The following is a 26,449-nucleotide window of genomic DNA, read 5'->3' as shown; positions in this document are numbered from 1 at the left end:
TTGCATTAATTTCGACCTTCAATTTAAAAAACAAACAGAAATTATTTATTATGGCAGAAGTGATACGCATGCCGCTGTTGAGCGATACTATGACGGAAGGAAAAATAGTGACCTGGAATAAAAAAGTAGGCGATAAAGTAAAGAGTGATGACGTGCTGGCAGATGTGGAAACCGACAAAGCTACCATGGAAGTGACAGGCTATGTGGACGGCACTTTGCTTTACATTGGCGTACCTGCAGGAGAGGCCGCTAAAATAAACCAGATTATTGCCATTGTAGGTAAAGAAGGTGAAGACTATAAAGCCTTGCTGGAAGGAGATACCAAAGCCGCAACACCTGCAGCTCCTGCAGCAGAAAACAAAGCTGCAACACCTGCCCCTGCTACAATAGCGCCTGCCACACCTGCACCCGAAACCAAATCTCAAAAAGTTGCACTGCCTGCCGGTGCAAAAGAAATAAGAATGCCTTTGTTAAGCGATACAATGACGGAAGGAAAGATTGTATCCTGGAATAAAAAAGTGGGCGACCAGGTAAAAAGTGATGATGTACTTGCAGATGTTGAAACCGATAAAGCAACGATGGAAGTGGTGGGTTATGAAGAGGGTACTTTATTATATATTGGAGTGGAAGCTGGTAAAGCGGCTAAGGTAAATGAAATTATTGCCATAGTTGGTAAACCGGGAACGGATGTGAGCGCATATGTTGCTGCAGAAAAATCTGGTGCCAATGCAGGACCAGCTTCAGCTCCTGCTGCTACTGAGACTGCGGCTGCTCCTGCTGAACAGGTTGCTCCACAGGTTGCAGAAACTGCTTCGTCTGACCAGCGCATTAAAGCCTCTCCCCTTGCTAAAAAACTGGCCGCCGATAAAGGAATAGATTTATCAAAAGTAAACGGCAGTGGCGACAATGGCCGAATTACCAAAAAAGATATAGACAACTATACACCTGCTACTGCACCTGCAAAAGCCGCTTCTGAGCCGGCTTCAACGCCTGCTGCTACAGCGCCTGCATTTACTGCCGTTGGACAGGAAGGATATACTGATACGCCGTTAACGCAAATGCGCAAAGTGATAGCCCGCCGTTTAAGCGAAAGCAAATTTGCTGCGCCGCATTTTTATCTTACCATGGAAATTAACATGGACAACGCCATGACTGCAAGAACAGCGATGAACGAAGTAAGCCCTGTAAAAATTTCCTTTAATGATATGGTGATAAAAGCAAGTGCAATGGCACTTCGTCAGCATCCTGATGTGAACAGCAGTTGGATGGGAGATTTTATCCGTCACAACCAGCACATTCATATCGGTTCTGCACTTGCATTGCCCGAAGGGCTGATTGTTCCTGTGATCCGTTTTGCAGATCAGAAATCTTTATCACAGATAGCCGCTGATGCTAAAGAACTGTATGGTAAAGCAAAATCCAAAAAATTACAGCCAAACGAATTTAGCGGCAATACATTTACCATTTCCAACCTGGGAATGATGGACATTGAAGAATTCACCGCCATCATTAATCCGCCCGACAGCGCCATTTTAGCCGTGGGCGCCATCAAGGAAAAAGTTGTTAAGAAAGGGGATGGTTTTGCCGTAACCAATGTAATGAAACTTACGCTGAGCTGTGATCACAGAAGTGTGGACGGTGCTGTGGGGGCATCTTTTTTACAAACACTTAAGAAATTTTTAGAAAACCCGGTTACCATGCTGGTTTAATTTAAAATAAAATAGCTGAAAAGCGTTGGCCTAATTGCCAACGCTTTTTTTTTGCCGACTCAAAATTAATCTTTCAATATATTTTGAAAGTTCAGAAATATACTTTAGCTTTAACACATGAAATTAACCGAAGCAAAGCAACAATTTATCAGCAGCTGGGGCGCCTTTGGTAGCCAGTGGGGTATTAACCGCACGATGGCACAAATACATGCATTGCTGATGGTGAGCCCGGATCCGCTTACCCAGGAAGATGTAATGGAGCAGCTGAATGTAAGCCGTGGTAATGTGAATATGAATATGCGTGACCTGATTAGCTGGGGACTGGTCGACAGGGTTTTGATACCTGGTGAAAGGAAAGAATATTTTTCAGCCGAAAAAGATACCTGGAAGATAGCAACACAAATTATACAGGAAAGAAAGAAACGGGAACTTGACCCCATGCTGAAATTACTGGGTCAGCTGGAAAAAATTGAAGGCGATAAGAAAGATAAAAATGTGAAACAATTTGTGGATACGGTAAGCGGCATCCGGAAATTCGGCAACCAGGCAGAAAAAATGCTGGACATGATGGTAAAGGCGGACGAAAACTGGTTTTTAAGCGGGTTGATGAAATTGTTTAAATAGATCAGCAACTCCAACTAAACAAGCTGCACTGCAGCTTTTATTTGGAGACAAACTTTCAAATATTTCTGAAATTATAAAATACACAATCATGAAAAGTATTATGAAAATAGATTTTCGGATAAGTTCGTGTTTAATTATTTTTTTCACCATAGTTACTTTATTAAAAACTGAAAGGCCCATTGTTGACTTGAATTTTTTAACCGGTTACTTCGTTGTGGGCGGCTGGCAGGTTATCAGTATGATTGTTCACGCATTGAATCATTGGTTTACTTACAATAAAGGCAAGCGCTATGCATATCATTGGATTACATTTATAAGTATAGTCACAATGCCACTGGGTTCAGTTGTTATTTTAGTATTTACAGCACCATTTATGGCGATTTGGTATACCTGGATATGTTATGAAGAAGTGTATATAAAAATGCAACGGCCGCTGGCATTACTTAAGTAATATTTACACTTCAAAATACATCATGCAAGTCTCAAAAATAACAATTCCGCCAATCTTTAAATTAGCTGCAATAGCATTTTGTATTGCTGTGACAGCCTTCACCTTAAGCCGTTTTGCCTTGCTGATTCAGCATCTTATTGTAATAAAATATAACTGGCAGTTTGAGCTTTTCATGATTACAGGCATGATGTTGTTCCAGTTTCCGTTGATTTATAAAAAACCCAATTCACTAAAGTTGGATTATTATTTCAACCTTTTGATGATATCATTCATTGGGGCTGTTTTACTCTGGCCGTTATTGCGCATCAATCTCGTTTACCAAATGAACGATATGGTAAACCTCGCCTACTTTTTTGCTATCGTTCTCATTCTCTTTTTTGTACACAAGCGGGTAGTTGCTACATTATCGCTGCCGGAAATGCTCTCTTATACCTGGGTATTTTACCGCTTTATTGTTTTACTTTTTATACTTTTAAAATGAAAGAAAAAATTATTATTGCCGGTGGAACAGGTTTCATTGGAAATTATCTCAGGGAAAGATTCAATGCGTTGGGTTTCGAGGTTAAAATAATTTCGAGACATCCTGATCATGTTAAATGGACCGACACAACGGCAATTATTAAGGCACTTGAAAATGCAGCTATACTGGTTAATTTAGCCGGAAAATCTGTTGACTGCAGATACAATGACCAAAATAAAAAAGAGATTCTCGACTCAAGAATAAACACTACCATTGCCCTGGGTGATGCCATATTAAAATGTAAGAATCCGCCGAAACTCTGGATCAATTCAAGTACAGCAACAATTTACCGGCATGCAGAAGACAGGCCAATGACAGAATCGGCAGGTGAGATTGGTAGCGGATTCTCGGTGAATATTGCCACCAGCTGGGAGAAAGCATTTTTCGGTTTCAAACTAAACCACACAAGGCAGGTCGCATTAAGGATGGCGATCGTAGTAGGCAAAGATGGAGGCGTTCTAAAACCATTGAAAAGATTGGTTCAATTTGGCCTTGGGGGTAGGCAGGGAACCGGCAGACAGATGTTTAGCTGGATACATGTAGAAGATATTTTTGAAATAATCTTGTTTTTAAAAAAACATACAATTTTGGAAGGCGTATTCAATGTGTCGGCACCTAATCCCGTAAATAATTATACACTAATGAAATCATTACGCAATAATATGAAGGTGAAGTTTGGCGCACCAGCTCCCGTATGGCTGCTTCGGATAGGGGCTGTTATTATCCGCACTGAAACAGAATTGATTTTGAAAAGCAGGTGGGTTGTCCCGGAAAGATTATTAGCCTGCGGCTACATATTTAAATTTGAACAGCTGGATCATGCACTTAATGACATTTTGGAAGGACATTAAATCCACGGATATAATTCATTCACGGATGTAACTTTGCTGGCAAATGAAATCAACCTCCATCATCTTATTCGACGGCGTTTGTAATTTATGCAACGGGGCTGTGCAGTTTATCATTCGTCACGATCCCAATGGTAAATTCTTATTTGCTTCTTTACAAAGTGAAGCGGGCCAGCAACTATTGCAACAACATCAATTACCCGTTGATGAATTTTCTTCATTCATCCTGGTGCAGCATAATAAAATTTTCACAAAATCGACAGCAGCGCTGTATGTTGCCAGGCAAATAAGGGGTGCCTGGTGCTGTTTATATATTTTTATAATTGTTCCGCGGTTTTTACGGGATGCAGTATACAACTGGATAGCGCAAAACCGCTACCGTTGGTTTGGAAAGAAAGAAACCTGCATGATTCCAACGCCTGAATTAAAAGCAAGATTTTTGCCCTGATGATAATCTTGTTTAACCAACATTTTGTAAATGTAGTCTGTTTCATGAAGCGTACAGCAACAACTATCTTGTTGTAAAATTTTGTAATTTTAAGTATGCAAAAGAAAAAAACGCTCGTTATTGGCGCTTCAGAAAATCCGGCACGGTACAGTTACCTTGCAGTGAAAAAGTTAACGGCAAATGAGCACCCCGTGGTGGCATTAGGCATAAAAAAAGGCAACATCGGTAATATAATTATTGAAACTGAAAAAAAACCTCTTGACGATATTGATACCGTAACGCTTTACATCAATCCTGCCCGGCAACCGGACTATTATGATTACATTATGTCACTACACCCCAACAGGATTATTTTTAACCCAGGCACTGAAAATGAAACGCTGGAAGAGCTGGCACACAAAAACAACATTGCCACACAGGAAGCCTGTACACTGGTATTATTAAGCACTGGTCAGTATTGATGCTTTACAGTATCCATCCAAATTAAAGCCCGCCTGCTGAAAAAAAACCTTCTTTATAAAATAATATTGACGGACTGTCGTTCTCTGTAAAGACAAATCTATTCCTTACACAATAGTTTTGTTTAAATCCTTTGTACCATGAAACACCTTGCAACTACCACCCTTATGGTACTGCTGATCCTTGCAGCAGTCACCAGCTTTGCACAAGAGCATCCCCAAAACAGGGCCTCTCCTGCTAAACCAGCATTATTCACTCAATTTCCTGACGTTATCAATTGTACAGCCGGACAGCTAAACAGTTTTTTTAACAGCCGCCCCGGAGAAAACATTGCAGTTTCTTTCAACAGCAATCTTATGCTGGATGGAAATGTAAAAAGCAATATTTCAAAATACAGCAACCTTCAAACGGTAGTTGTAAAACTGGCGCAGTTTAATAATATATCGTTCACAATTTCCAGGATAATAGATGAGGACAACCAGATTGTATACTCCGGTCATTTGTTTGATCCTGCTTATGCGGACGGATTTGAACTTAAAAATAAAGGAGGAGGCAACTATCAGTTCGTGAAAATCGAGTTGCAAAAAATGCTTCCCACCTGTAGTCAGTAAAGCATACCCTACTACCTTACAAAATCCTTACCCTACATGTTTCTGGCCTGACAAACCGGGAAGAAAATTATTAACATGAGAAAGCCCACTACCCTTTTTGTGCTATTGATAGCATTGTTGGTTTCTTTCGATACCTATGGTTTGCCTAAATTAAGCAGCTATCCAACTGCAAGTGCAACCATCTTTCTGGACTTTGACGGTCACAACGTTAACAGCCCACTCTGGCAGGGCGGCACCCCGTTTACCTGTGCTTCGGCTCCAATGACAGATGCCCAGATAACTGAAGTATTCAACAGAGTTGCTGAAGACTACCGGCCGTTTAATATAAATATTACAACAGATTCAATCGTTTTTTTGGCTGCTCCTCTTAAAAAAAGAATCAGGGTGGTTATTACCCCTACCAGTGCCTGGTATCCCGGTGTAGGAGGCATATCTTACGTAGGCTCATTTACCTGGGGTGACGATACCCCCTGTTTTGTTTTTTGTGACCGGCTTGGGCCCAATAACGCAAAATATGTAGCCGAATGCTGCTCTCACGAAAGCGGACATTCCGTAGGCTTGTCTCATCAGTCGAGATACGATGGCAGCTGTAACTTAACGGCCACCTACAATGATGGGGCTGGTACAGGCCAGGTTGCCTGGGCACCCATTATGGGCAATAGTTATAACCGTAACATGAGCGGTTGGAACAATGGGCCCACCCCCTATGGATGTACTGCAACTCAGGATAACCTTTCCATCATTACCACTCAAAACGGCTTTACTTACAGACCGGATGATTTCAGTGATGCTATCAGCGGATCACCAACGCAGATCAATTTGTCACCTGTTCCTGTAACCGGCATCATCACTACTTCTACCGACCTGGACGCATTTAAAATTCCGGTAGCGGTAAATTCAAATATCCATCTGGATATTTCTCCATTTAGCATCGCGGCCAATAATAATGGCGCTGACCTGGATGTGAAAGTAAGCTTATACGATGCAACAAAAACGTTGATTAATACCTACGACCCAACTGACAAAATGAATGTAACCATCGACACAATTTTAAACGCAGGCAATTACTATATAATAGTACAGGGGGCTGGTAATAGCAACGCTACAGATTATGGCAGTCTTGGTTCTTATACCATTACCGGCGTGCAGGGTACGTTACCCATCCGGCAGGTACTCCTGGCAGGGAAAAGCGAAAAAAACAAGCATTCCCTCACCTGGAATATTCAGGCAGATGAACCTGTTCAATCTGTTACCGTTGAGTCTTCACTCACAGGTAGTAATTTCAGTACGCTCGCCAAAGTCGATGGGACTTCCAGCGGTTACAGCTATGCACCATTTCAGCGTGGAGATATTTATTACAGGCTAAAAGTAACTTCAGTACTCAATCAAAGCATGTATTCCAATACCATTGTTTTAAAAGACGCCGTAAAAGCCGATTTTAAGGTTTCTACTTTGGTTCATAGCCAGCTCACCATAACAGCAAACAGCAATTATCAATACCGGTTGAATGACATCAACGGCAATACCCTTGCCGCAGGAAACGGCAGACAAGGCTTTAACCAGCTGAATATGGATAACCGGCCGGCCGGTATATATATACTGCAACTGGTAAACAACAACAAACAACAAACAGAAAGAATTATAAAACAGTAAGGTAGATTCATGTGTAAGTTAAAGGGTCAGCGTAAGGGGCTGGCCCTTTTTTATTTCCCGCTTTCATTCTTGCCCGTAAATACAGCAGAGTATAGAATGCTTTGCAAATGCTTTTCAGCATCTTAAGATGCCCTTTCCCTTCAATACCACAAAATATTTTCTTAAATAAACATTAAATCAATTCATCACGAAATGCCTCAACGTTGATGATATATATTTTTTAAGTAACTTTAAAAAACCCTTTTTTATATGTTATGGAGAAAATTCAATGGCGATCCCATTCAACTACCCATTAAACAGGCGGTAGAAGAAACAATCACAAGAGAAACAAAAGCAGGCAACCATCTTAAAGTTTGCATCGGTACAGACAGCCAGGTAAAAGGCAAGGAAACAGAATTTGCAACCGTAATTGTGTTTTTACGCGAGGGCCGCGGTGGCTTTATGTTTATTCACAATGAAAAAAGTTTGGTGAAGTACAGCATTAAAGAACGTATGCTGGTTGAAGTTGCCAAAAGTATTGAAATTGCGTATGAATTATGCGACCTGTTTACGTTGTATGATGTTGACATGGAAGTACATGCCGACATCAATACCAATCCGCAATTTAAAAGCAACGAGGCTTTGCGTGAAGCGATGGGCTACATACTAGGTATGGGCTTTGCATTTAAAGCCAAGCCGGAAGCCTTTGCCAGTAGTAGTTGCGCCAACAAAATTGTAAACTAGCTTCCTGTTTCTGACTGAATTGTTTGTATGCTAAATCATACAAACTGTAAATCCGACTCCCTGATATTTTTAATAGCACTAACAAGAATAGTCGACTGCTTACCCTTCTTCCTTTACTTCGTTCCGTTCATCAATCAGGTGCAATATTTTATCACGCCCTAATCTTTTGGTAGCGCTGCTTATAAAATGCTGTGGTAAAAATTGCCATGTTTTTCTTAATCGTTCCAAAAATAATTTCACATTTTTCGCCACTACCGCCTGTGTCTCTTTATCAGCTTTTGTAAATACCAGGGTAAAGGGAATTTGCCAGGCATCCAGCTGATTTAAGAAATCAAGATCCAGTTTCTGAGGTGTATGACGGGCATCTATTAAAACAAATACCATCTCAAGATTGGTTCTTTTGCGCAGGTAATTTTCAATCATTTGTTCCCACCTTCTGCGGCTGCGGATGCTTACTTTAGCAAAGCCATAACCCGGTAAATCAACCAGGTACCATTTTACATTTTCACCCTCTTTTTTTGTGTTAACAGCCGAAGCTGAAATAATTTCAAAATGGTTGATGAGTTGGGTTTTACCCGGCGTGCCGGATGTTTTGGCCAGCTTATCATTATTGCAAAGCATATTAATTAAAGAAGATTTGCCTACGTTACTGCGACCAATAAAGGCATATTCTTTCTTATCCGGGGCGGGGCATTTTTCAAAATCAGGACTACTGATGATATATTTTGCAGATTTTATAAGCATGCCGCAAAGATAGGCTGAAAGCGCAAAGCTCAGGTCTGTAAGCCTGGCGCAAAGCTGAAGCCCCATGCAAAATCCGGACGTTTCGAAATGTTGGCAACGCTTGACGCCTTCAGCCTTACGCTTTTTGATCAAAATGTTAAACATATTCCGTATTCTTCAACAACAGCCACCCAAAAAAGCTGAATCCTATATCTTTGCACCACAATGACCCAATTTGCTCACGATACCATCTTTCCGCTAAAAGATTCTGATCTTTCAAAAAAAGACCAGGTGGCGGATATGTTCAATAACATTGCTCACCGGTACGATTTTTTAAATCGCTTTTTAAGTGCCGGGGTAGATATATGGTGGCGGAAAAAAGCTATCCGCCAGCTAAAAAAATTAAACCCGAAAAAGATCCTGGATGTAGCAACCGGCACAGCTGACGTGGCAATTATGTCGGCATCTATCCTGAACCCGGAAAAAATTACGGGCATTGATATCAGCGACGGCATGCTGGAAATAGGCCGTACAAAAATTAAAAAGCAGGGCCTTGAAAAAACGATCGAACTGGTGAATGGAGACAGTGAAACAATAAAATTTGCGGACAACTCGTTTGATGCGGTAACAGTGGCCTTTGGTGTGAGAAATTTTGAACACCTTGAAAAGGGGCTGGCGGAAATTAAAAGAGTTTTAAAACCGGGCGGCAAATTAGTGGTGCTTGAATTCAGCCAACCTAAAACTGCCGGTGTTACGCAGGTGTATAATGTGTATATGAAACTGGTGGCGCCCAATGTGGGTAAGATATTTTCGAAAAACCGCAACGCATATAAATATTTAGATGAATCAATTAAAAAATTTCCTGAAGGCAAAAATTTTACTTTAATCCTGGATAACCTGGGATACACAAACACTTATTGTAAACCATTGAGCTTAGGAATATGCAGCATCTATTGCGGAGAAAAATAACCTCCATCATCATCGCTTGTTCATTACTCCCGTTTACCGGGCTATCGCAATTACGCAGTGAATTGAACCAACCCGACCACGATTATAAGCCTTACCATTTTGGTATTAACCTGGGCTTTAATAAATCGCATTTTAGTTTTACACACCACCCAAGTTTTATGCAGCAGGATAGCGTTCTTGCTATCGAAAGTATCAACAGTACAGGCCTGAATTTAGGGTGGCTTGTAGATATTCCTTTATCAGACCACTTTGACGTACGTACTTATCCCCTCGATTTAACATTCAGTGAAAAGGCCTTTGAATACTCGCTGGCTTATCCTGACGTTCCGGGCGGAGAAAGTAAGCTGACCATTAAAAAAGTTCAGTCCATTACCATGAGTTTGCCTGTGCAAATAAAATTCACCAGTGACCGTATTGATAATATGAAAGTGTATACCATTGCCGGTGTTAAGTTTGATTATGACCTGGCGGCCAATGCCGGAAAAAACAACGGCGATGAATTAATTAAACTAAATAAATTTGATTATGGGATTGAGGGCGGCATTGGCTTTCACCTGTATTTTCCTTACTTTGTACTAACGCCTGAATTGAAGGTAAGCTGGGGACTGGCCAACTTGCACAGCCGTAATCCACTTCTTAAATTTTCCAGCAATATTGATAAAATTAACAGCCGGATGATTTCGTTTTCATTAACTGTTGAATAAATTTTCTTTTTTTATAAAAGGTGGATTAAAAATCATACTGCCTTTTGGCGATATTGAGCCTTACTCCTGCGGTAATCAAAGACATTGAGTTATCCTGCGCTGGTGTGTTTACCACCTTAAAACTGCGGTGCTGGTAGGAAAGATCGATATATAAATTTTCTCTTAACTCATAAGATACCTGCATCAATGCGTTGATACAGGTTGCCTTTTTACCTCCGCCAACAGTATAGCCTTCATCAATACCATAGCGATCGGTATCAAGCCGAAAGATGTTACCACCTGCGTTATATCCCAGGCTATCCAGGCCCTTTTTATAATAAATAAGTTTTGCCATAATAAATACTTTAGCCAAAGGCTGATAACGGGCAATACCAACAAACTCATTAAAGTTTGCTCCCAGCGGGTGCCCCAATGGCTGGTTATAATGACTGTAATTGGAAACAGAATCATTATGAGAATAGGTATACGGCCTTACTCTATTGGTCTCCGCCTGTAAGTCAAGATTGGGAATACCAAACGCATCAATATATTTTATACCCAGTTGCGTACCATATTTATTAGCCCACCATCCGCGGTTTGCTTTTATCCTGCTCAATACAAATTCATCCAGCAATAATTGTCCGTACACCTGAACCTTATGAGCGATGTTTGCTTTAAAATCTCCCCCAAGCAATGCATTGTCAGGGCTCCCAACTGTACTTTCAATATGCCTTAAAAAGATAATCGGATTTAAGTATTCGAAATCAAAATGGTTTCTCCTGCCGAAAATGATACTTTCAAAAACGCCCACGTTCAGCCATTTGGTAACATTCATGCTTAGGTGATGCATGGCTGCATATTTCCTGTCCAATAAATTATCGCCATTCTTTATAAACTGTGGCATCAGTTCCATAAACAAATTCTGGTAATTTAATTTCCAGATTTTAGTATTTAATTTTAAAAACAAATTGCTATTACCCCAATCGCTCAAAAACAAACTACGGTAACCATTGCCGATAAAATTTTTATCGTAGCCAAACTGTACATCAATATATTTCGCCGCGTTAAATGTGATGTACCCCCGTGCATCAAAATAATCTACACCTGTATTTTTAAATCCTTTATAATACCCGGCACCCGGCACCGCCCTGGCGCTGCCAATGTATTGTTGAAAAAATTGCGGGCCCCTTTCCTGGTTGTCTGTGATGGTAGTTACAAAGCCCAGCTTCTTAGCAATCATTCCCCTTGCAGTTATGCCTCTTGTGTTTAAAAATATGGTCTCACTATTACCAGACTCTTTTGATAAATTGAATTGCAAAACTGGATTCACGACCAGGAAGAAGTCTTTTACATTTACCTCCAGCAGGTTGGGTTTGGTTTTATAAAAAGCTCCCCAGAAAGGCTTCTTGCTTAAAAAACTTTCTTTGGAGCCTGTAACCCACTCACTGTTATTCATCAGCAAACTGTTCATATTGTATTCATCCAGTTTGGTAAACTTTATGTGATGAGTTTCTTCCGTAACTAGTGAGCTGGCGAACTGCTTACGAAGGCTGTCAATATATTCGGCTTGTTGTACGATGTATTTACGGTTATAGGGTTTTAGCGTAGAAAAATTGAGGTCGGTATTGGTTTGCTGTTTAATCTCCAACCGGTCAACAAAATGATAGCCTTTGTCTCCTTGCGGCAAATAGGTTGATTGCGCCGTAGCGGCAAAGGGGCAAATAAAAACTGCCAGTTTGAATATGCTTTTAATAATTTGCATAAAATTTTGTTGGTTTAACGAAACATTCATTTTGAAGATATGCAAAAATACCTTTTTAAGAACATACATATTGTAAACGAAGGAAAAATTGAAACCCTCGATCTGCTAACCGATGGTGAACGAATCGAAAAAATTGGTTCGGGGTTGAGTTGTAAAAGTGATGTTACTGAAATAAATGGAGAAGGTAAGTTTTTACTTCCCGGTGTGATAGATGACCAGGTACACTTCAGGGAACCCGGGCTTACACATAAAGCCACCATTTATACAGAAAGCAAAGCGGCGGTAGCAGGTGGCGTTACCAGTTTTATGGAAATGCCCAATACTATACCCAATGCCTTAACAGTTGATTTACTGGAAGACAAATACAGCATTGCTTCACAACACTCTCTGGCCAATTATTCTTTTTTTATGGGGGTTAGTAACACCAATGCAGAAGAGGTTTTAAAAGTGAATAAATTAAAAGAAAATATTTGCGGTGTTAAAATTTTTATGGGTGCCAGCACGGGTAATATGCTGGTGGATAACTACAATACATTAGAAAAAATTTTCAGAGAAACTGAATTACTGGTGGCTACGCATTGTGAAGATGAAAAAATAATCAGGGATAATTACCAGCGTTTAAAAACAGCCAGGGGTGTATTAACCGCCTCTGATCATCCATTGATCAGGGATGATAATGCATGCTATGAATCCTCTCTGGCGGCAATACAAATTGCAAAAAAATTCAACACCCGCCTGCATATACTGCACATCAGCACCGAAAAGGAATTACAGTTGTTTGGCAACATGTTCCCTTTAAAACAAAAAAGAATTACCAGTGAAGTATGCGTACACCATCTGCATTTTACTTCAGACGATTATGCTGAACTTGGCTACAAAATAAAATGCAACCCTGCCATAAAAGCGCCCAACAACAAAGCTGCCTTATGGAAAGCCTTGCTGGACGATCGTTTGGACGTTATTGCCACGGATCATGCACCACACCTGATGTCAGAAAAAGAAGGCGATTATGAGCATGCGCACGCTGGCCTTCCGCTTGTACAACATCCATTATTACTGATGTTGCATTATTATAAACAAGGACATATTGCACTTGAAAAAATAGTTGAAAAAATGAGTCATGCCGTTGCAGATTGCTTTGGCATAAAAGACCGCGGCTATATCCGGGAAGGTTATTTTGCTGATCTTGTACTGGTTGATATGAATCAGCCTTCGGTAGTTAGTAAAGAAAATATTTTATACAAATGCGGCTGGAGCCCGCTGGAAGGCTTTGGCTTTCCGGCAACCATCACGCATACATTTGTAAATGGCTGTATGGTTTATGGAAAAGGTGTGTGGCATGAATCTGAGAAGGGGCAAAGATTGAAATTTGGTGGCCCCCTCTAACACCCCCGGGGGAGAGTGAGATGTGGTAATTTTTGTTTGGCAACAGTGTTAGTCTTTAGAAAGAATGATTATCGATGTCAGGAATTTTTAAAATAAAAATTATTTCAATGTTCTTTTAATACATCTCAGGTAATAAAGAACATTTCTTTTTATGGAAACAGATAAAACCACGCTGGCCGACTTATCTATATTGGATACAGGCGACGATTTCTCGGTGTTTAGCAAATTAAATCTCTGCCGTACTGTTGGGGGAAGGGACAAAATGTATGAGAATTTCACCAACCCGCTCAACAACATCGAAGCGATTACCGGCATTCAACAAACCTTGCAAACCATATTGCAAAACCTGCAATACTGGCCAGACGAGATAAGCAATGGATCTGTTTTAATGATCGGGAAATTTTATTACGCCGCAATAGATGATATTCCGGCAAGCCCATCCGTTATTTCTGCTTATGGATACAAGTATTTTCATAAAGCCGATTTCTCCCTGGTAGAATATTCAGTGGGTCATGCATTTGATTTTATTAAAGGCATGCAAAAACTGGTAAAGCATTTTATTACTGATACCACCCCGGCGCCATTGCTGAATATTTTAACGTCGGTTCGAGATATGATGCAACCGGAGCAATTAGCCATCATCGAAAAAAAGAACAAAGCTGGTGATTTAACCATTGTTGAGCAATTGCAGCTGGGCCGCTTTTTAAGGCATTATTACAAGCGCAATATGTTACAGTTACTGGATATGTACAGCCAGCTGGATGCCTGGTACGGCATGGCCATGTCGGTAAAACAATTTGGCCTCAGCTTTCCTGAATTTGTAACCGAAAATGAGCCTATGCTGGAAGCAAAAGGGCTTTACCACATTTTATTGAGCACACCAGTAGATTATGACATCAGGCTGGACCCGGCCCGTAATTTTTTATTCCTCACTGGTGCAAATATGGCTGGCAAAAGCACTTTTATCAAGTCTGTTGGCACGGCTGTCTTTTTGGCCCATATTGGCATGGGTGTACCTGCACAACATATGCAACTGAGCTTATTTGATGGCCTGTTAAGTAATATCAATGTGGCTGATAATCTACACAAAGGCGAAAGCTATTTTTACAACGAAGTACAACGTATTAAATCAACCGTAACAAAAATTTCTGACGGCCGCAAATGGCTTATCCTAATTGATGAACTATTTAAAGGCACTAATATTGAAGATGCCATGAAATGCTCTTCCACCGTGATTGAAGGGTTTCTCAAAATCCATAATTCCCTCTTTATTTTAAGCACACACCTGTACGAAATTGGTGAAGCATTGAAAAAATACTCCAACATAAGTTTTAATTATTTTGAAACTACGGTTACCAATGAGCAACTGCTGTTCAGCTATCAGTTAAAAAATGGGATAAGTAATGACCGGCTCGGTTATCTTATTTTAAAAAATGAAGGTGTGGTAGATATGCTGGAGAAGTTGTAGCAGCCGCCTCAATTCCCTAAACGAAACTTTTGGTACAGGGAGTTGGGTAATTATTATTTTCTCTATCCAACAGCATATTACGTTTAAACCTTTCGATATTCGTTTTCAGCCACGTTAAATTTATCCCCTTATTCTTTATTCCGTGTACATTTGTAGTTACGTTTTTTTAAATTAACAGCATTCAATAATGAAATTTTTCAGGATTTTCAAGTACATACATATACCCAAAAATAAACTGGCCTTATACCTGTTTTATTCCATCCTCGCTACCTTGTTTTCCCTGGTCTCTATCAATGCCCTGGCACCTTTCTTTAATATTATATTTAAAGCCGACAGCCCGATGCCAACGGTACCCCAAAGTTCACTGGGAAGATTTAATGTATTCTTTGCAGCGCTGGTAAAAAATCATTCCCCTTTATATGCATTAGGCATTATATGCATGGTAATGGTTGGTTCAGTTTTGCTCAAGAACTTTTTCGTTTATCTTTCTATCTATATTTCAACACCGATGCGTAGCCGGATTATGACCGATTTCCGTTTACGGTTTTACTCCAAAATTTTACAGTTGCCCATTAGCTTTTTTACAGAACAAAGAAAGGGCGACATTATGAGCCGTATGATCGGCGATGTTACTGAAGTACAAAACTCCATTTTTACTGCATTGGAAGGATTGATAAAAGATCCTTTGCTCATCATCGGCTTTTTAATTTCCATGATCTTCATAAGCCCGCAACTATCCCTCTTCCTCCTGATTTTTCTACCCGTAACAGGACTGCTCATCGGCCGTGTTAGCAAGCGTTTAAAAAGGCAGTCGGTTGAATATTCCGCAGCCAACGGCGAAAATTTGTCCCATGTGGAGGAAACCCTTGGGAGCATTAAAGTAATAAAAGCATTCACAGCAGAATCGCGTATGCTCACAAAGTTTACAGATGGAAACAATAAAATGTTTTTCATGCTCAACAAAATGACTTTGCGCCGTGATTTGGCAAGCCCGTTAACAGAAACACTGGGTGTGACAGTATTGAGTGCCATTTTATACATTGGCGGCAGGTTCGTTTTTAGTCCGGGTAATCATCTTACCGGCGGCGAGCTGGTAAGTTTTATTGTAGCTTTTGCAATGATCATAAACCCCGCAAAAAATTTTTCCACTACCATTTCTAATTTACAAAAAGGATTGGGTGCCGTAGAAAGAATTGAAGATATTTTAAATGCACCTTTGGAAGTAGAAGAAAAGCCAAATGCTACCGTATTGTCCGATTTTCATAATAGCATCGAGTTCAAAAATGTATCTTTTAACTACGATGATAAGCCCGTGTTAAAAAACATCAGTTTCGTAATTGAAAAAGGAAAAACAGTGGCACTGGTAGGTTCGTCAGGAGCAGGCAAATCCACACTGGCAGATTTGATACCAAGATTTCATGATGTTGCAGAAGGAGAAATTCTGATTGATGGCGTAAATATCAAAGAGTTTACCATTCAGTCCTTACGCAGGCAAATGAGCGTAGTAACACAGGAAGCGATTTTATTCAATGATACGATTGCCAGCAATATTGCACTGGGTAACAGCAAGGCAACTGCAACGGAAATTGAAGAAGCCGCGATGATTGCGAATGCGCATAAATTCATCATGCAAAAAGAAGATGGTTATAATACAAACATTGGCGACCGCGGTATGAAATTAAGTGGCGGCGAACGCCAACGTGTTACCATTGCGCGGGCGGTTTTGCAAAATCCACCGATACTGATTTTAGATGAAGCCACCTCTTCGCTTGATACAGAAAGTGAACGACTGGTGCAGGACGCCATCGTGAACCTGATGCAGGACAGAACCTCATTGGTAATAGCCCACAGGCTAAGCACTATCCGCAATGCAGATGAAATTATTGTTTTGCAAAAAGGCGAAATTATAGAAAGAGGGACCCACGAAATTCTGCTTGCACAAAATGGTTTTTATACCCGGCTTGTAAAAATGCAGGAGATAAAATAAATGTGTTGATATTTTTGAACCCGGCTTCTGTATTACAATCAAACTTCACAGGCGTCGCACACTTCAACTAAACAATACTATTGATCGTAAACACAGCAATCAATTTATCTGCTCAATGTTTTATTTGAAGTGTAAACCTATAGCATTTAAAAAATGTATTGCTTATCTTTCATTCCATTTATCAAATCCTTAATCATTCACCCATGCTGGTTAAAACATATGGCAGCGCTGTTTATGGCGTAGAAGCAATTACCATTGCGGTAGAAGTCAATATCAATAACCAGGGTAAGTCTGACGCCATCATTGTAGGCCTGCCGGATGGCGCTGTAAAAGAAAGTCTATTGAGGGTAGAAAGCGCCATTAAAGACAATGGTTATTTTATGCCGCGTACAAGACTGATTGTAAATTTAGCCCCGGCCGATATTCGTAAAAGCGGTACTGCCTTTGACCTGCCGATAGCAATGGGCACACTCGGGGCAAGTGAGCAACTGATTAATCCTGAAAAATTAACAGACTATGTGATCATGGGAGAACTGAGCTTAGACGGTTCTGTCAGGTCTATCAAAGGTGCTTTGCCAATAGCCATCCAGGCAAGAAAAGAAAATTTTAAAGGCCTGATTGTACCTAAACAAAATGCCCGCGAAGCAGCGATGGTGAATAACCTGCTGGTTTATGGAGTTAGCCACCTGAATGAAGTAATTGATTTTTTTAAAGATGAAACTACATTACAACCCATCATCGTAAATACAAGGGAAGAATTTGCCTATGCGCAAAGTGATTTTGACATTGATTTTTGTGATGTAAAAGGCCAGGAAAATATCAAGCGTGCGTTGGAGATAGCCGCGGCGGGTGGCCACAATGCCATTTTAATTGGCCCGCCTGGTGCCGGTAAAACCATGCTGGCAAAGCGTTTACCAACGATACTGCCACCGCTTTCACTACATGAGGCTTTGGAAACAACCAAGATTCACAGCGTGGCGGGCAAGCTGCCGGAAAACGCAACGTTAATTTCTAAAAGGCCTTACCGGAGCCCGCATCATACTATTAGTGACGTGGCTTTGGTCGGGGGCGGCGGTAATCCTCAACCCGGAGAAATTTCACTGGCACATAACGGTGTGTTATTTTTAGATGAATTACCTGAGTTTAAAAGAACGGTGCTGGAAGTAATGCGGCAACCGATGGAAGAAAGAAAAGTGACCATTAGCAGGGCAAAAATTGCATTGGAATTTCCAGCCAGCTTTATGCTAATCGCCAGTATGAACCCTTGCCCCTGTGGCTATTTTAATCACCCGGAAAAACCCTGCACCTGCCCACCTGGAGCTGTACAAAAATACCTTAACAAAATTTCGGGACCATTGCTTGACAGGATTGACCTGCATGTAGAAGTAACCCCAGTAGCGTTTAGTGAACTATCCAGCACAAGGCAATTTGAAAAAAGCGACAGTATACGGGCAAGGGTTATAAAAGCAAGGGAGATACAGGAAGAAAGGTATAAAAACAATGAAGGCGTTTATTCCAATGCCCAGATGAGCAGCAAAATGCTGAAAGAAATTTGTATTATAAATACTGCCAGTCAAAACCTGTTGAAAATTGCTATGGAAAAACTAAATTTATCAGCCCGTGCGTATGACAGGATTTTAAAAGTAAGCAGAACCATTGCAGACCTTTCGGGAAGTGAAGACATCAAAGCAGAGCACCTTGCCGAGGCAATACAATACCGGAGCCTGGACAGAGAAGGTTGGGGTGGGTAACGTGGTGAATCATAAATTGTGAATCCTCAAATCAGGCATTCAATCGCCGTGGCGTATAGAAAATAGATAAACTGGTATGGGCATTTTTGTAAGCGTCCGGAAAACAACAATAAAACATGTCTAAAAAAATCATCATCGACTGTGAACGCATGAAATATCCCCATACAGGGCTTCACAGTTATTGCATCAATCTTGTGCCGGCCCTGCAAAAAGTTGTTCATCCCGATTCAGAAGAATTGTGTTTTTTTTTGCCTAAAGAACAAAATGGCGCTTTTGGAAACGACCAGGATTATCTTTTTCAGCACTCTTATCATAAATTGGTAATGCCGTCACTAAAAAAGTTTTCCATTTGGCATTCATTGCACCAGGACAGCGACTATTATCCTTTAAAAAATAAATTACCGGTAGTTCTTACCATACACGACATCAATGTTATGCACAACGCAGACAAGAGTGCGGCTAAAAAAAAGCGTTATATCCAACAGGTTGAAAAAAAAATACGCAGGGCAAATCATGTGGCCTTTATCTCCAACTTTACCAGCAACGATGTGAAGCAATATATTGACTTTACCAACAAGCCTAATTCAGTAGTGTACAACGGGTGCACTATAAGGGAAATTTATCCGTTGCAAACACCTTCGATAAAACCGGCAGCGCCCTATTATTTTACGTTGGCCACCATCATGAAAAAAAAGAATTTCCATGTGTTACCAGCCTTGCTTGTTGGTAACGACAGGTTATTGGTAATTGGAGGCATTACTGCCAGTGAATCTTACAAACAGGAAATTATTAGTATAGCTATAAAATACGGAGTGGAGAAAAGGCTCGTCTTTACAGGCCCTGTTACTGAAAATGATAAGCAGTGGTACATGAAAAATTGTGAAGCATTTTTATTCCCCTCATTAACAGAGGGCTTTGGTGCTCCGGTTGTGGAAGCTATGTATTTTGGCGTACCCATTTTTCTTTCGCAGCTTACCTCCCTGCCTGAAATTGGCGGAGACGTTTGTTACTATTTTCCATCATTTGAAAAAGAGGCTATGCAACAGACAGTAAAGGAAGGATTGCAGCATTACAAAAACAGCAACGCTGCTGAAAAAATAAAAAAAAGAGCAGCCATGTTTAGCTGGCCCAATGCGGCTGCAGAATACCTGAATATTTACCGCAGTTTATATTGAGTGATGTTATTTTATTATCACGAACATCTTGAGGCAAAACAAATAACGCCTGATTGCAGAACGTTTTTTTGACGCCAGGAATTGATCCTGGTATTTGAAAAACAGCATCATCCGTTGAAAATTATTGACCAGGGAAAAATTCTGGTAAGTTTTTACCAGTTTTTTCAACACTGCTTTTTCTTTAACCAGCGCATCCGGGCAGGCATTGTAAAAAGCATTCATCCTGGTACGGATGCGGCTCATTTCAAGCCTGTTTCTTTCCGCCTTATTAATTTTGTTATGCTTGCGGCTTTTGCTGCCTACCACTCCAAAAATATTAGCTGCGTGCTGCCGGTAGCTGACCAGTTGTTCTGGTAAGTATTTTATTCCGCCATAAAATGTTGCCCTATAGCACAACCACCAGTCGTGTGGTATAACTTCTAAAAATGGCACCGCCTGCTGAAGAAAAAATTTAGTCATCAGTGTAGCATGACCGTAAATCCTGCAAAATACAACCTGCTGCAAACAGCTATTAAAATCAATAGAGTTTACCCGGTCAGATATGTTTACTCCGAGCGGCTTAAGGTGCTCGTCGCATAAAATGGAGTCGCAGTAGATGAGCGGATAATTACCGATGGCAGCCTGCATGTTTTTTATTTTATCGCTATGCCAGTAATCATCCTGGTCGCACAAAGCAATCAATTCACCGTTTGCCAGCAAACAGCCTTTTTCAAAATTTTTAATGTAGCCAAGATTAACTTCATTCCGGATTATTTTTAGGAATGAATATTGTTGCTGAAAACGTTGTAGAATTTCAACGGTGTCGTCGGTGCTTCGATCGTCAACAATAATAACTTCAATATTCGGATAAGATTGAGCAACGATTGACTCCATTTGCTGGGCTAGGTATTTATTTCCATTGTAAGTAGCCATTACAATCGAAACGAGTGGGAATTCCGAATTGACATGATTTTGAGTCTCAGATTGATTGATATTCACGATAAATTATATTTACTTAGATTGCCTGGCTGCTACATTGGATTAGCTAAAACGCAACTGCTATTGCAAAAATAATAATAGTAGGGTGATGTTTCTTTGAACCTTTTAACAAAACAGTAATAAACAATACTCTTAATGAACCATCCGTTAATATCTATACTCTTATGCACATATAACGGTGCGGATTATCTGGAAGAACAGATACAATCTCTGTTGCACCAAACATACCCTAATATTGAAATCATCATTTCAGATGACGCATCAACAGATAAAACCAGCAATATTTTAAAAAAATACACCAGCAATCCAAAAATCACTATCAATTTCAATGAAAAAAATGTAGGCTTACAGAGAAATATTGGGGTCGCCGCTGCTTTGTCCAATGGCCGTTTTATTTGTTTTTCAGACCAGGATGATTACTGGCTGCCAAGGAAGGTAGAGAGATTATTTAATTCAATTGGTAGTTATTCATTGGTTTATAGTGACAGCAAACTGGTTGATGCTAAAGGCAATTCCCTCAATAAAAATTTATCTGACTTCAGGAAGTTACAGGATGTAATGGATTCAAAAGGCTTTAGTGTTGACAATGCGGTATCCGGGCATTCCATGATGGCCACAAGGGAGTTATTGAATTTGGCCTTACCAATACCCGAAGAACATTTTCATGACTGGTGGATTGCCGTTCAAGCTTCAAACCTAAATGGCATAAAATATTTGGATGAAAAGCTAACGTTATACCGGCAACATACTAAAAATATCACCCCAAGTTACATTGAAAAAGTAGCCGGTTCAAGAAGCTTTAACACAAGACATGGGCAATTCATAAAGGAATTACAAGGGCTTGAATTGCTTAAAAATAATGAATTAGAAAAACAAAAATTATTCTACAAACAATTTTATAATTTACATCTCCAGAAAAAAAAGGGCAGTTTTACCTGGCCTTTGTTCTGGTTTTTAATCAGGAACAAAAAAGATATTTACAGGTTTTCAAAAAAAAGTGAATTGAGTCAGTTAAATGAAATCAGGAAAAGATCGAGGGCTGAAAAAGAAATGTAAATTAGTGACGATGCTTTTACTGCCTTCACAAATGCGGAAACAAGCACCTGCTGCAGCTTATATCAGATAAAATTTATATTCATGAAAATTGCTGCGGCTATTATTTTATATCATCCTGATAAGTCTTGCTTAGCCAATATTCATACCTACTACAATTACGTACAAAAACTCTATGTTTTCGATAATACCGAAACCGGAAATAACTTCAGAGATGAATTGCAAAGTCTTACCAAAATTGAATATTACCAGGATGGAGTAAACATGGGCCTTTCCAAAAGGTTGAATGAGGCCTGTAGCCTGGCCATCACGGATGGCTTTGACTGGCTGCTGACAATGGACCAGGATTCAAGTTTTTCGGAAGGTGATTTTATAAAATACCTGGGTTGTGCAAACCAGTGTACGGCAATGGATACCGTTGCGATGTTTGGTTTGGCATATGAACGGGACAATTCCGGCCCATCACCAACCTGCCGGTATGAAGAAAATATCCGGCTGATAACTTCCGGCTCCTTGTTAAACTTGCAAACCTTTAAAAAAATTGGTTCGTTCGATGAAGCACTGTTTATTGATTTAGTAGATCACGATTATTGCATACGGGTAATAGCTGCGGGATACAAAACGATCCAATACAACAATATTTTACTTTTACATAACCTGGGTAATACCGTATACAATGCTTCAATCAAATCACTTTTTCTTGTTAAAAAGAAAAAGGTAATACATTCACCTGTACGGTATTATTACATGGTAAGAAATACTTTTTACCTGATTAAAAAATTTGAAAACCAAAATTTACCGCATGTTGGGCAGCTTAGAGCTGACCTGAATACCCGGCTAAAAATAGCTTTTTTTTATAGCAGAAATATCTGGCAGATTTGGAAATATGTTCGCCTGGGGTACAATGACTATAAACAAAACAACATGGGGCAAATTGATGATATGCAGAATGCCGGGCCGGGTCGTTAAAATAAATTTTATCCTTTTACTCGTCGGTAATTTTTAAAATCAAACAATCGCTTGCCTGTCTTCTTCTCAAACCAGAACAATAACTTTTGTTTTAGTGAAAACTTCTTTTTGCTGATATCCAATTCTATCTGCCAGTTTTTCCTTTTGATGCGCTGAAGCATTACCGAAGGATGACTGCCTGTAAACTTTCGCAGAGAATCATAATTTTTTTCAAAATCGTATACCTCAGAACTTTTTATAGCCATATGGCTTTCATCGGCTTTTTTAAGATAATACTGGTCAGTATTTTTTTGTTTTTGCAGCATCTTATGTGGTTCCTTTACCCAGCCGTAATGATACACTTCCGCATCAATTAAAACCACGTCCAGTTTTTTATCACCCATTCTAAATCCCTGCGCATCTTTATAAGATGTAATTCGCCGGTCATTTTTAATCATCCTGATTTCATAATTATACCACTTTCTGCTGTCGCCAACGTAATCGTAGGTGGCATAAAAATGAAGGTATTTAAACAGCAACCCCTGCACTTTTTTATTGTCAGCATATTTTTCTGCAGCAGCTGTAATTACCGGGTGATATTTTTCATGAATCACTTCATCCGCCTGTATATAGAATATCCAGTCAGTGTCGGCCGAAACCTGGGCGATAGCTTTATCCGTTTCTATTGCATATACACGCCCGCCCTGCTTCAATGCCATATCCCAGGTTGAGTAAACTATTCTTATTTTATCAGAAGCAATACTTTTTATCAACTCATCTGTTCCATCGTTGCCTTTATCAATGCTCACAATCATTTCGTCTACCATGGGTAGAACAGAAGTAATGGCCTCCACTACCGGGTAATCATTTTTCACCGCATTTTTAATAATGGTAACGCCTGTAATTTTCATGTTTGTGAGTTATCAAATTCAAAGAACCGAAATTATTCTGACAGAAGATGATTACGGTCCAAACAAAAATTGGTTTACATTAAAAATGGTTGCTGTTATATTTTGCCCGCCTGTTATCTTGTCATTTTTACCGAACTTGTACGATATTTGACACATTGAAACTTTTCGATACAATTTTACGCTTCAATACAATACATGAAAATATTACTTACTTATTTAAAGCCTTATAAATGGCTGATTGCATTGGCGCTTTTACTGGCAGCCATCAACCAGATTTTCTCCATGCTTGATCCATTCTTTTTTGGGAAACTGATCGATCAATATGCTGCACATCCAAAAGAAACGGGTGATTATGATGCAAAAAAAGTGTTTCACTCAAGCGGAATCAGAAGCCAGGGAGAATTTGTGTGGGGTGTTCTGGGCATGCTTGGTATTTTAATCAGTGTGGCCATGGTATCCAGAATTGCCAAGGCTTTCCAGGATTATTTTGGCAATGTGATCGTGCAGAAATTCGGCGCAAAAATTTTTACTGACGGGTTGCAGCATTCCATGAAACTGCCTTACCAGGAATTTGAGGAACAACGGAGCGGCGAGACCTTGTCTATCCTTTCAAAAGTAAGGTCGGATACTGAGAAATTTATTATTTCGTTTATCAATGTGTTGTTTGGTATGCTGGTGGGTATCATATTCGTATCTGTGTATGCAGTAAGATTACATTGGTCTATTATGCCCATCTATCTTGGCGGAATGATCGTGCTGGCATTGCTTACCAGTTTGCTGAGTAAAAAAATAAAAATCATTCAAAAGAACATTGTAAAGGAAACGACCGTATTGGCAGGCTCTACCACTGAATCTTTAAGAAATATTGAACTGGTAAAAAGCCTTGGATTAACCAACCAGGAGATAGACCGGTTAAATAAAAACACGTATAAAATCCTTGGTCTCGAACTGCGTAAAGTAAAAAGCATCCGCACGCTCAGTTTTATCCAGGGCACGTTTGTAAACTTTCTTCGCCAGTTAATTATGTTTACTTTATTGTGGCTGGTTTTCCAGGATAAGTTAACAGCAGGTGAGGTGATAACACTTACTTTTTACTCCTTCTTTATATTCGGTCCACTGCAGGAAATTGGAACTATCATTCTTTCCTACCGGGAAGCTGAAGCCTCTTTAAATAACTTTCATATGCTGATGAATAAGGCACCGGAGCCCACGGCAATTAACCCCAAGCCACTCGGTACAATCAATGAACTGGCTTTTAAAGGTGTAAGTTTTAAATACAATACTGTCAGTCACAAAGCAATTGATAAAATTACTTTCGATGTGAAGGTGGGCGAAACGATTGCATTTGTAGGACCAAGTGGCAGTGGTAAATCGACCTTAATGAAATTGCTGGTTGGTTTGTACCGGCCGCAGGAAGGAAGGATTGAATACAATGGATTGGATGAAACCAAAATCAATTTTGATGACCTGAGAAAACAGATAGGTTTTGTAACGCAGGATACCAACCTCTTCAGCGGTACTATTAAGGAAAACCTGTTGTTTGTAAATCCAAATGCTACCGACAACGATTTGAATGATGTGTTACAAAAAGCAAGTTGCACCAATTTAATCATGCGGGCTGAAAAAGGCCTTGATACCATGATTGGTGAAGGCGGGTTAAAATTATCAGGTGGTGAAAAACAACGTCTGTCCATTGCGCGGGCATTGTTAAGAAAACCACACCTACTGATTTTTGATGAAGCCACTTCTGCGCTTGACTCTTTGACCGAAGAAGAAATTACCAATACCATTAAAGAAATTTCTTCTGCCAAAGAACAAATCTCAATCTTAATAGCCCACCGTTTAAGTACCATCATGCACGCCGACAGAATTTATGTACTGGAAAAAGGGGATGTTGTAGAAACAGGTACGCACGAAAATTTGCTTACAGAAAAAGGGTTGTATTATGCCATGTGGCGTCAGCAAATAGGGGAAAGAAAAAAGATGCAATTGCAATAAAGTTTCTTTATCAATAAGTGCTGACTATCGTTATTGATTGTATATGCTTTGTTTACAGACCGGCTTGGTAGTTTTTAATTAACTTTGCAGCCATGGAAAATAAAAGACCGAAACCCGGGTATCTCTTGAGTATTCTTGGTATGCGTTGCCCCAGGTGTCGCAGGGGTGAAATGTTTACACATAAAAATCCTTTTAAAAAAATAAAGCTCGACTATATACTGGATATGCCCGAGACATGCCCCGAATGTGGACAAAAATTTGACCTGGAACCGGGGTTTTGGTTTGGTACTGGTTATGTTAGCTACGCCCTCGCAGTAGCCCTTTCCGTTGCTACTTTCGTAGCCTGGCTGGTACTGATAGGCGTATCAACAGAAGATAACCGGATTTTTTACTGGCTAGGCCTAAATGGAATTTTATTGGTTGTTATACAGCCTTGGCTCATGCGCCTGAGCCGCGTTATCTATTTATATTTTTTTGTGAGTTATGATGAAAACTACCAGCAATCAAAGCCATTTGAATTTGATCATAAATTGTAATGGATCTTTATCGCAATCTGATTGTTAAGGCGCAGAAGTAGTTTATCAAATAGTGTAACTTGCAATTCAACAATC

General features: G+C 39.9%; 25 protein-coding genes. 21 read left to right on the top strand and 4 right to left on the bottom strand.

Features of this window, described 5'->3' with window-relative positions:
• Positions 1-50: 50 nt before the first annotated feature.
• From QWZ08_RS18840 to QWZ08_RS18795, 10 genes are all read left to right on the top strand, one after another.
• Complete coding sequence (locus QWZ08_RS18840; protein WP_290339078.1) at positions 51-1,709, top strand: pyruvate dehydrogenase complex dihydrolipoamide acetyltransferase; 1,659 nt, start codon at positions 51-53, stop codon at positions 1,707-1,709.
• 117 nt (positions 1,710-1,826) lie between these two features.
• Positions 1,827-2,333 (top strand): GbsR/MarR family transcriptional regulator, encoded by a 507-nt coding sequence (locus QWZ08_RS18835; RefSeq protein WP_290339077.1) that lies wholly within the window; start codon positions 1,827-1,829, stop codon positions 2,331-2,333.
• A gap of 88 nt (positions 2,334-2,421) precedes the next feature.
• Complete coding sequence (locus tag QWZ08_RS18830; RefSeq protein ID WP_290339076.1) at positions 2,422-2,784, top strand: hypothetical protein; 363 nt, start codon at positions 2,422-2,424, stop codon at positions 2,782-2,784.
• A gap of 22 nt (positions 2,785-2,806) precedes the next feature.
• Complete coding sequence (locus tag QWZ08_RS18825; protein ID WP_290339075.1) at positions 2,807-3,265, top strand: hypothetical protein; 459 nt, start codon at positions 2,807-2,809, stop codon at positions 3,263-3,265.
• On the top strand, positions 3,262-4,155 hold the full coding sequence (locus QWZ08_RS18820) for a TIGR01777 family oxidoreductase (RefSeq protein ID WP_290339074.1): 894 nt from the start codon (positions 3,262-3,264) through the stop codon (positions 4,153-4,155). The genes QWZ08_RS18825 and QWZ08_RS18820 overlap by 4 nt, the downstream gene beginning before the upstream one ends.
• A 43-nt stretch (positions 4,156-4,198) precedes the next feature.
• On the top strand, positions 4,199-4,600 hold the full coding sequence (locus QWZ08_RS18815; RefSeq protein ID WP_290339073.1) for a thiol-disulfide oxidoreductase DCC family protein: 402 nt from the start codon (positions 4,199-4,201) through the stop codon (positions 4,598-4,600).
• 95 nt (positions 4,601-4,695) lie between these two features.
• On the top strand, positions 4,696-5,061 hold the full coding sequence (locus tag QWZ08_RS18810) for a CoA-binding protein (protein ID WP_290339072.1): 366 nt from the start codon (positions 4,696-4,698) through the stop codon (positions 5,059-5,061).
• Positions 5,062-5,199: 138 nt separating this feature from the next.
• Positions 5,200-5,670 (top strand): hypothetical protein, encoded by a 471-nt coding sequence (locus tag QWZ08_RS18805; protein ID WP_290339071.1) that lies wholly within the window; start codon positions 5,200-5,202, stop codon positions 5,668-5,670.
• Positions 5,671-5,745: 75 nt separating this feature from the next.
• Positions 5,746-7,323, top strand: a complete 1,578-nt coding sequence (locus QWZ08_RS18800) for a T9SS type A sorting domain-containing protein (RefSeq protein WP_290339070.1) — start codon at positions 5,746-5,748, stop codon at positions 7,321-7,323.
• Positions 7,324-7,572: 249 nt separating this feature from the next.
• Complete coding sequence (locus QWZ08_RS18795) at positions 7,573-8,046, top strand: ribonuclease H-like YkuK family protein (RefSeq protein WP_290339069.1); 474 nt, start codon at positions 7,573-7,575, stop codon at positions 8,044-8,046.
• A gap of 99 nt (positions 8,047-8,145) precedes the next feature.
• On the opposite strand, the gene yihA is transcribed toward QWZ08_RS18795, so the two are convergent.
• Complete coding sequence (yihA, locus tag QWZ08_RS18790) at positions 8,146-8,934, bottom strand: ribosome biogenesis GTP-binding protein YihA/YsxC (RefSeq protein WP_290339068.1); 789 nt, start codon at positions 8,932-8,934, stop codon at positions 8,146-8,148.
• Between the two features lie 60 nt (positions 8,935-8,994).
• Here yihA and ubiE point away from each other — a divergent pair, with 60 nt between their 5' ends.
• Positions 8,995-9,738 (top strand): bifunctional demethylmenaquinone methyltransferase/2-methoxy-6-polyprenyl-1,4-benzoquinol methylase UbiE, encoded by a 744-nt coding sequence (ubiE, locus tag QWZ08_RS18785; protein ID WP_290339067.1) that lies wholly within the window; start codon positions 8,995-8,997, stop codon positions 9,736-9,738.
• Entirely contained in the window at positions 9,711-10,442 is a 732-nt protein-coding gene (porT, locus tag QWZ08_RS18780; protein ID WP_290339066.1) for a type IX secretion/gliding motility protein PorT/SprT, read from the top strand. The genes ubiE and porT overlap by 28 nt, the downstream gene beginning before the upstream one ends.
• Positions 10,443-10,467: 25 nt before the next feature.
• Here porT and QWZ08_RS18775 read toward each other — a convergent pair whose 3' ends face one another.
• Entirely contained in the window at positions 10,468-12,183 is a 1,716-nt protein-coding gene (locus QWZ08_RS18775; RefSeq protein ID WP_290339065.1) for a hypothetical protein, read from the bottom strand.
• 39 nt (positions 12,184-12,222) lie between these two features.
• Here QWZ08_RS18775 and QWZ08_RS18770 point away from each other — a divergent pair, with 39 nt between their 5' ends.
• The 5 genes from QWZ08_RS18770 to QWZ08_RS18750 all read left to right on the top strand — a co-directional run bounded on the left by QWZ08_RS18770 (position 12,223) and on the right by QWZ08_RS18750 (position 19,950).
• Positions 12,223-13,569 (top strand): dihydroorotase, encoded by a 1,347-nt coding sequence (locus QWZ08_RS18770; protein ID WP_290339064.1) that lies wholly within the window; start codon positions 12,223-12,225, stop codon positions 13,567-13,569.
• A gap of 151 nt (positions 13,570-13,720) precedes the next feature.
• Positions 13,721-15,037 carry a MutS-related protein gene (locus tag QWZ08_RS18765; RefSeq protein WP_290339063.1) on the top strand — a complete coding sequence of 439 codons (1,317 nt, stop codon included), beginning with the start codon at positions 13,721-13,723 and terminating at the stop codon, positions 15,035-15,037.
• Positions 15,038-15,224: 187 nt separating this feature from the next.
• On the top strand, positions 15,225-17,024 hold the full coding sequence (locus QWZ08_RS18760) for an ABC transporter ATP-binding protein (protein WP_290339062.1): 1,800 nt from the start codon (positions 15,225-15,227) through the stop codon (positions 17,022-17,024).
• Positions 17,025-17,227: 203 nt separating this feature from the next.
• Entirely contained in the window at positions 17,228-18,775 is a 1,548-nt protein-coding gene (locus QWZ08_RS18755) for a YifB family Mg chelatase-like AAA ATPase (protein ID WP_290339061.1), read from the top strand.
• A gap of 116 nt (positions 18,776-18,891) precedes the next feature.
• On the top strand, positions 18,892-19,950 hold the full coding sequence (locus QWZ08_RS18750) for a glycosyltransferase family 4 protein (RefSeq protein WP_290339060.1): 1,059 nt from the start codon (positions 18,892-18,894) through the stop codon (positions 19,948-19,950).
• Between the two features lie 6 nt (positions 19,951-19,956).
• Here the strand turns inward: QWZ08_RS18750 and QWZ08_RS18745 are convergent, their stop codons facing one another.
• Positions 19,957-20,928 (bottom strand): glycosyltransferase family 2 protein, encoded by a 972-nt coding sequence (locus tag QWZ08_RS18745; RefSeq protein ID WP_290339059.1) that lies wholly within the window; start codon positions 20,926-20,928, stop codon positions 19,957-19,959.
• Positions 20,929-21,063: 135 nt separating this feature from the next.
• On the opposite strand from QWZ08_RS18745, the gene QWZ08_RS18740 reads away from it, so the two are divergent.
• Together QWZ08_RS18740 and QWZ08_RS18735 are read left to right on the top strand one after the other, a co-directional pair.
• Positions 21,064-21,984, top strand: coding sequence for a glycosyltransferase family 2 protein (locus QWZ08_RS18740; protein WP_290339058.1), 921 nt, complete (start codon positions 21,064-21,066; stop codon positions 21,982-21,984).
• Positions 21,985-22,065: 81 nt separating this feature from the next.
• Entirely contained in the window at positions 22,066-22,950 is an 885-nt protein-coding gene (locus tag QWZ08_RS18735) for a glycosyltransferase family protein (RefSeq protein WP_290339057.1), read from the top strand.
• An 8-nt stretch (positions 22,951-22,958) separates the two neighbouring features.
• On the opposite strand, the gene QWZ08_RS18730 is transcribed toward QWZ08_RS18735, so the two are convergent.
• Entirely contained in the window at positions 22,959-23,840 is an 882-nt protein-coding gene (locus QWZ08_RS18730) for a glycosyltransferase family protein (RefSeq protein ID WP_290339056.1), read from the bottom strand.
• A 195-nt stretch (positions 23,841-24,035) separates the two neighbouring features.
• Here QWZ08_RS18730 and QWZ08_RS18725 point away from each other — a divergent pair, with 195 nt between their 5' ends.
• Together QWZ08_RS18725 and QWZ08_RS18720 are read left to right on the top strand one after the other, a co-directional pair.
• On the top strand, positions 24,036-25,838 hold the full coding sequence (locus QWZ08_RS18725; RefSeq protein WP_290339055.1) for an ABC transporter ATP-binding protein: 1,803 nt from the start codon (positions 24,036-24,038) through the stop codon (positions 25,836-25,838).
• A gap of 92 nt (positions 25,839-25,930) precedes the next feature.
• Positions 25,931-26,374, top strand: coding sequence for a DUF983 domain-containing protein (locus QWZ08_RS18720; RefSeq protein WP_290339054.1), 444 nt, complete (start codon positions 25,931-25,933; stop codon positions 26,372-26,374).
• Positions 26,375-26,449: the final 75 nt, after the last annotated feature.

It is taken from the genome of Ferruginibacter paludis (assembly GCF_030409685.1).
GTDB lineage: Bacteria > Bacteroidota > Bacteroidia > Chitinophagales > Chitinophagaceae > Ferruginibacter > Ferruginibacter paludis.
Note: the sequence above shows the minus strand (reverse complement) of the source record. Positions and strands in the feature narration are given on the sequence as shown.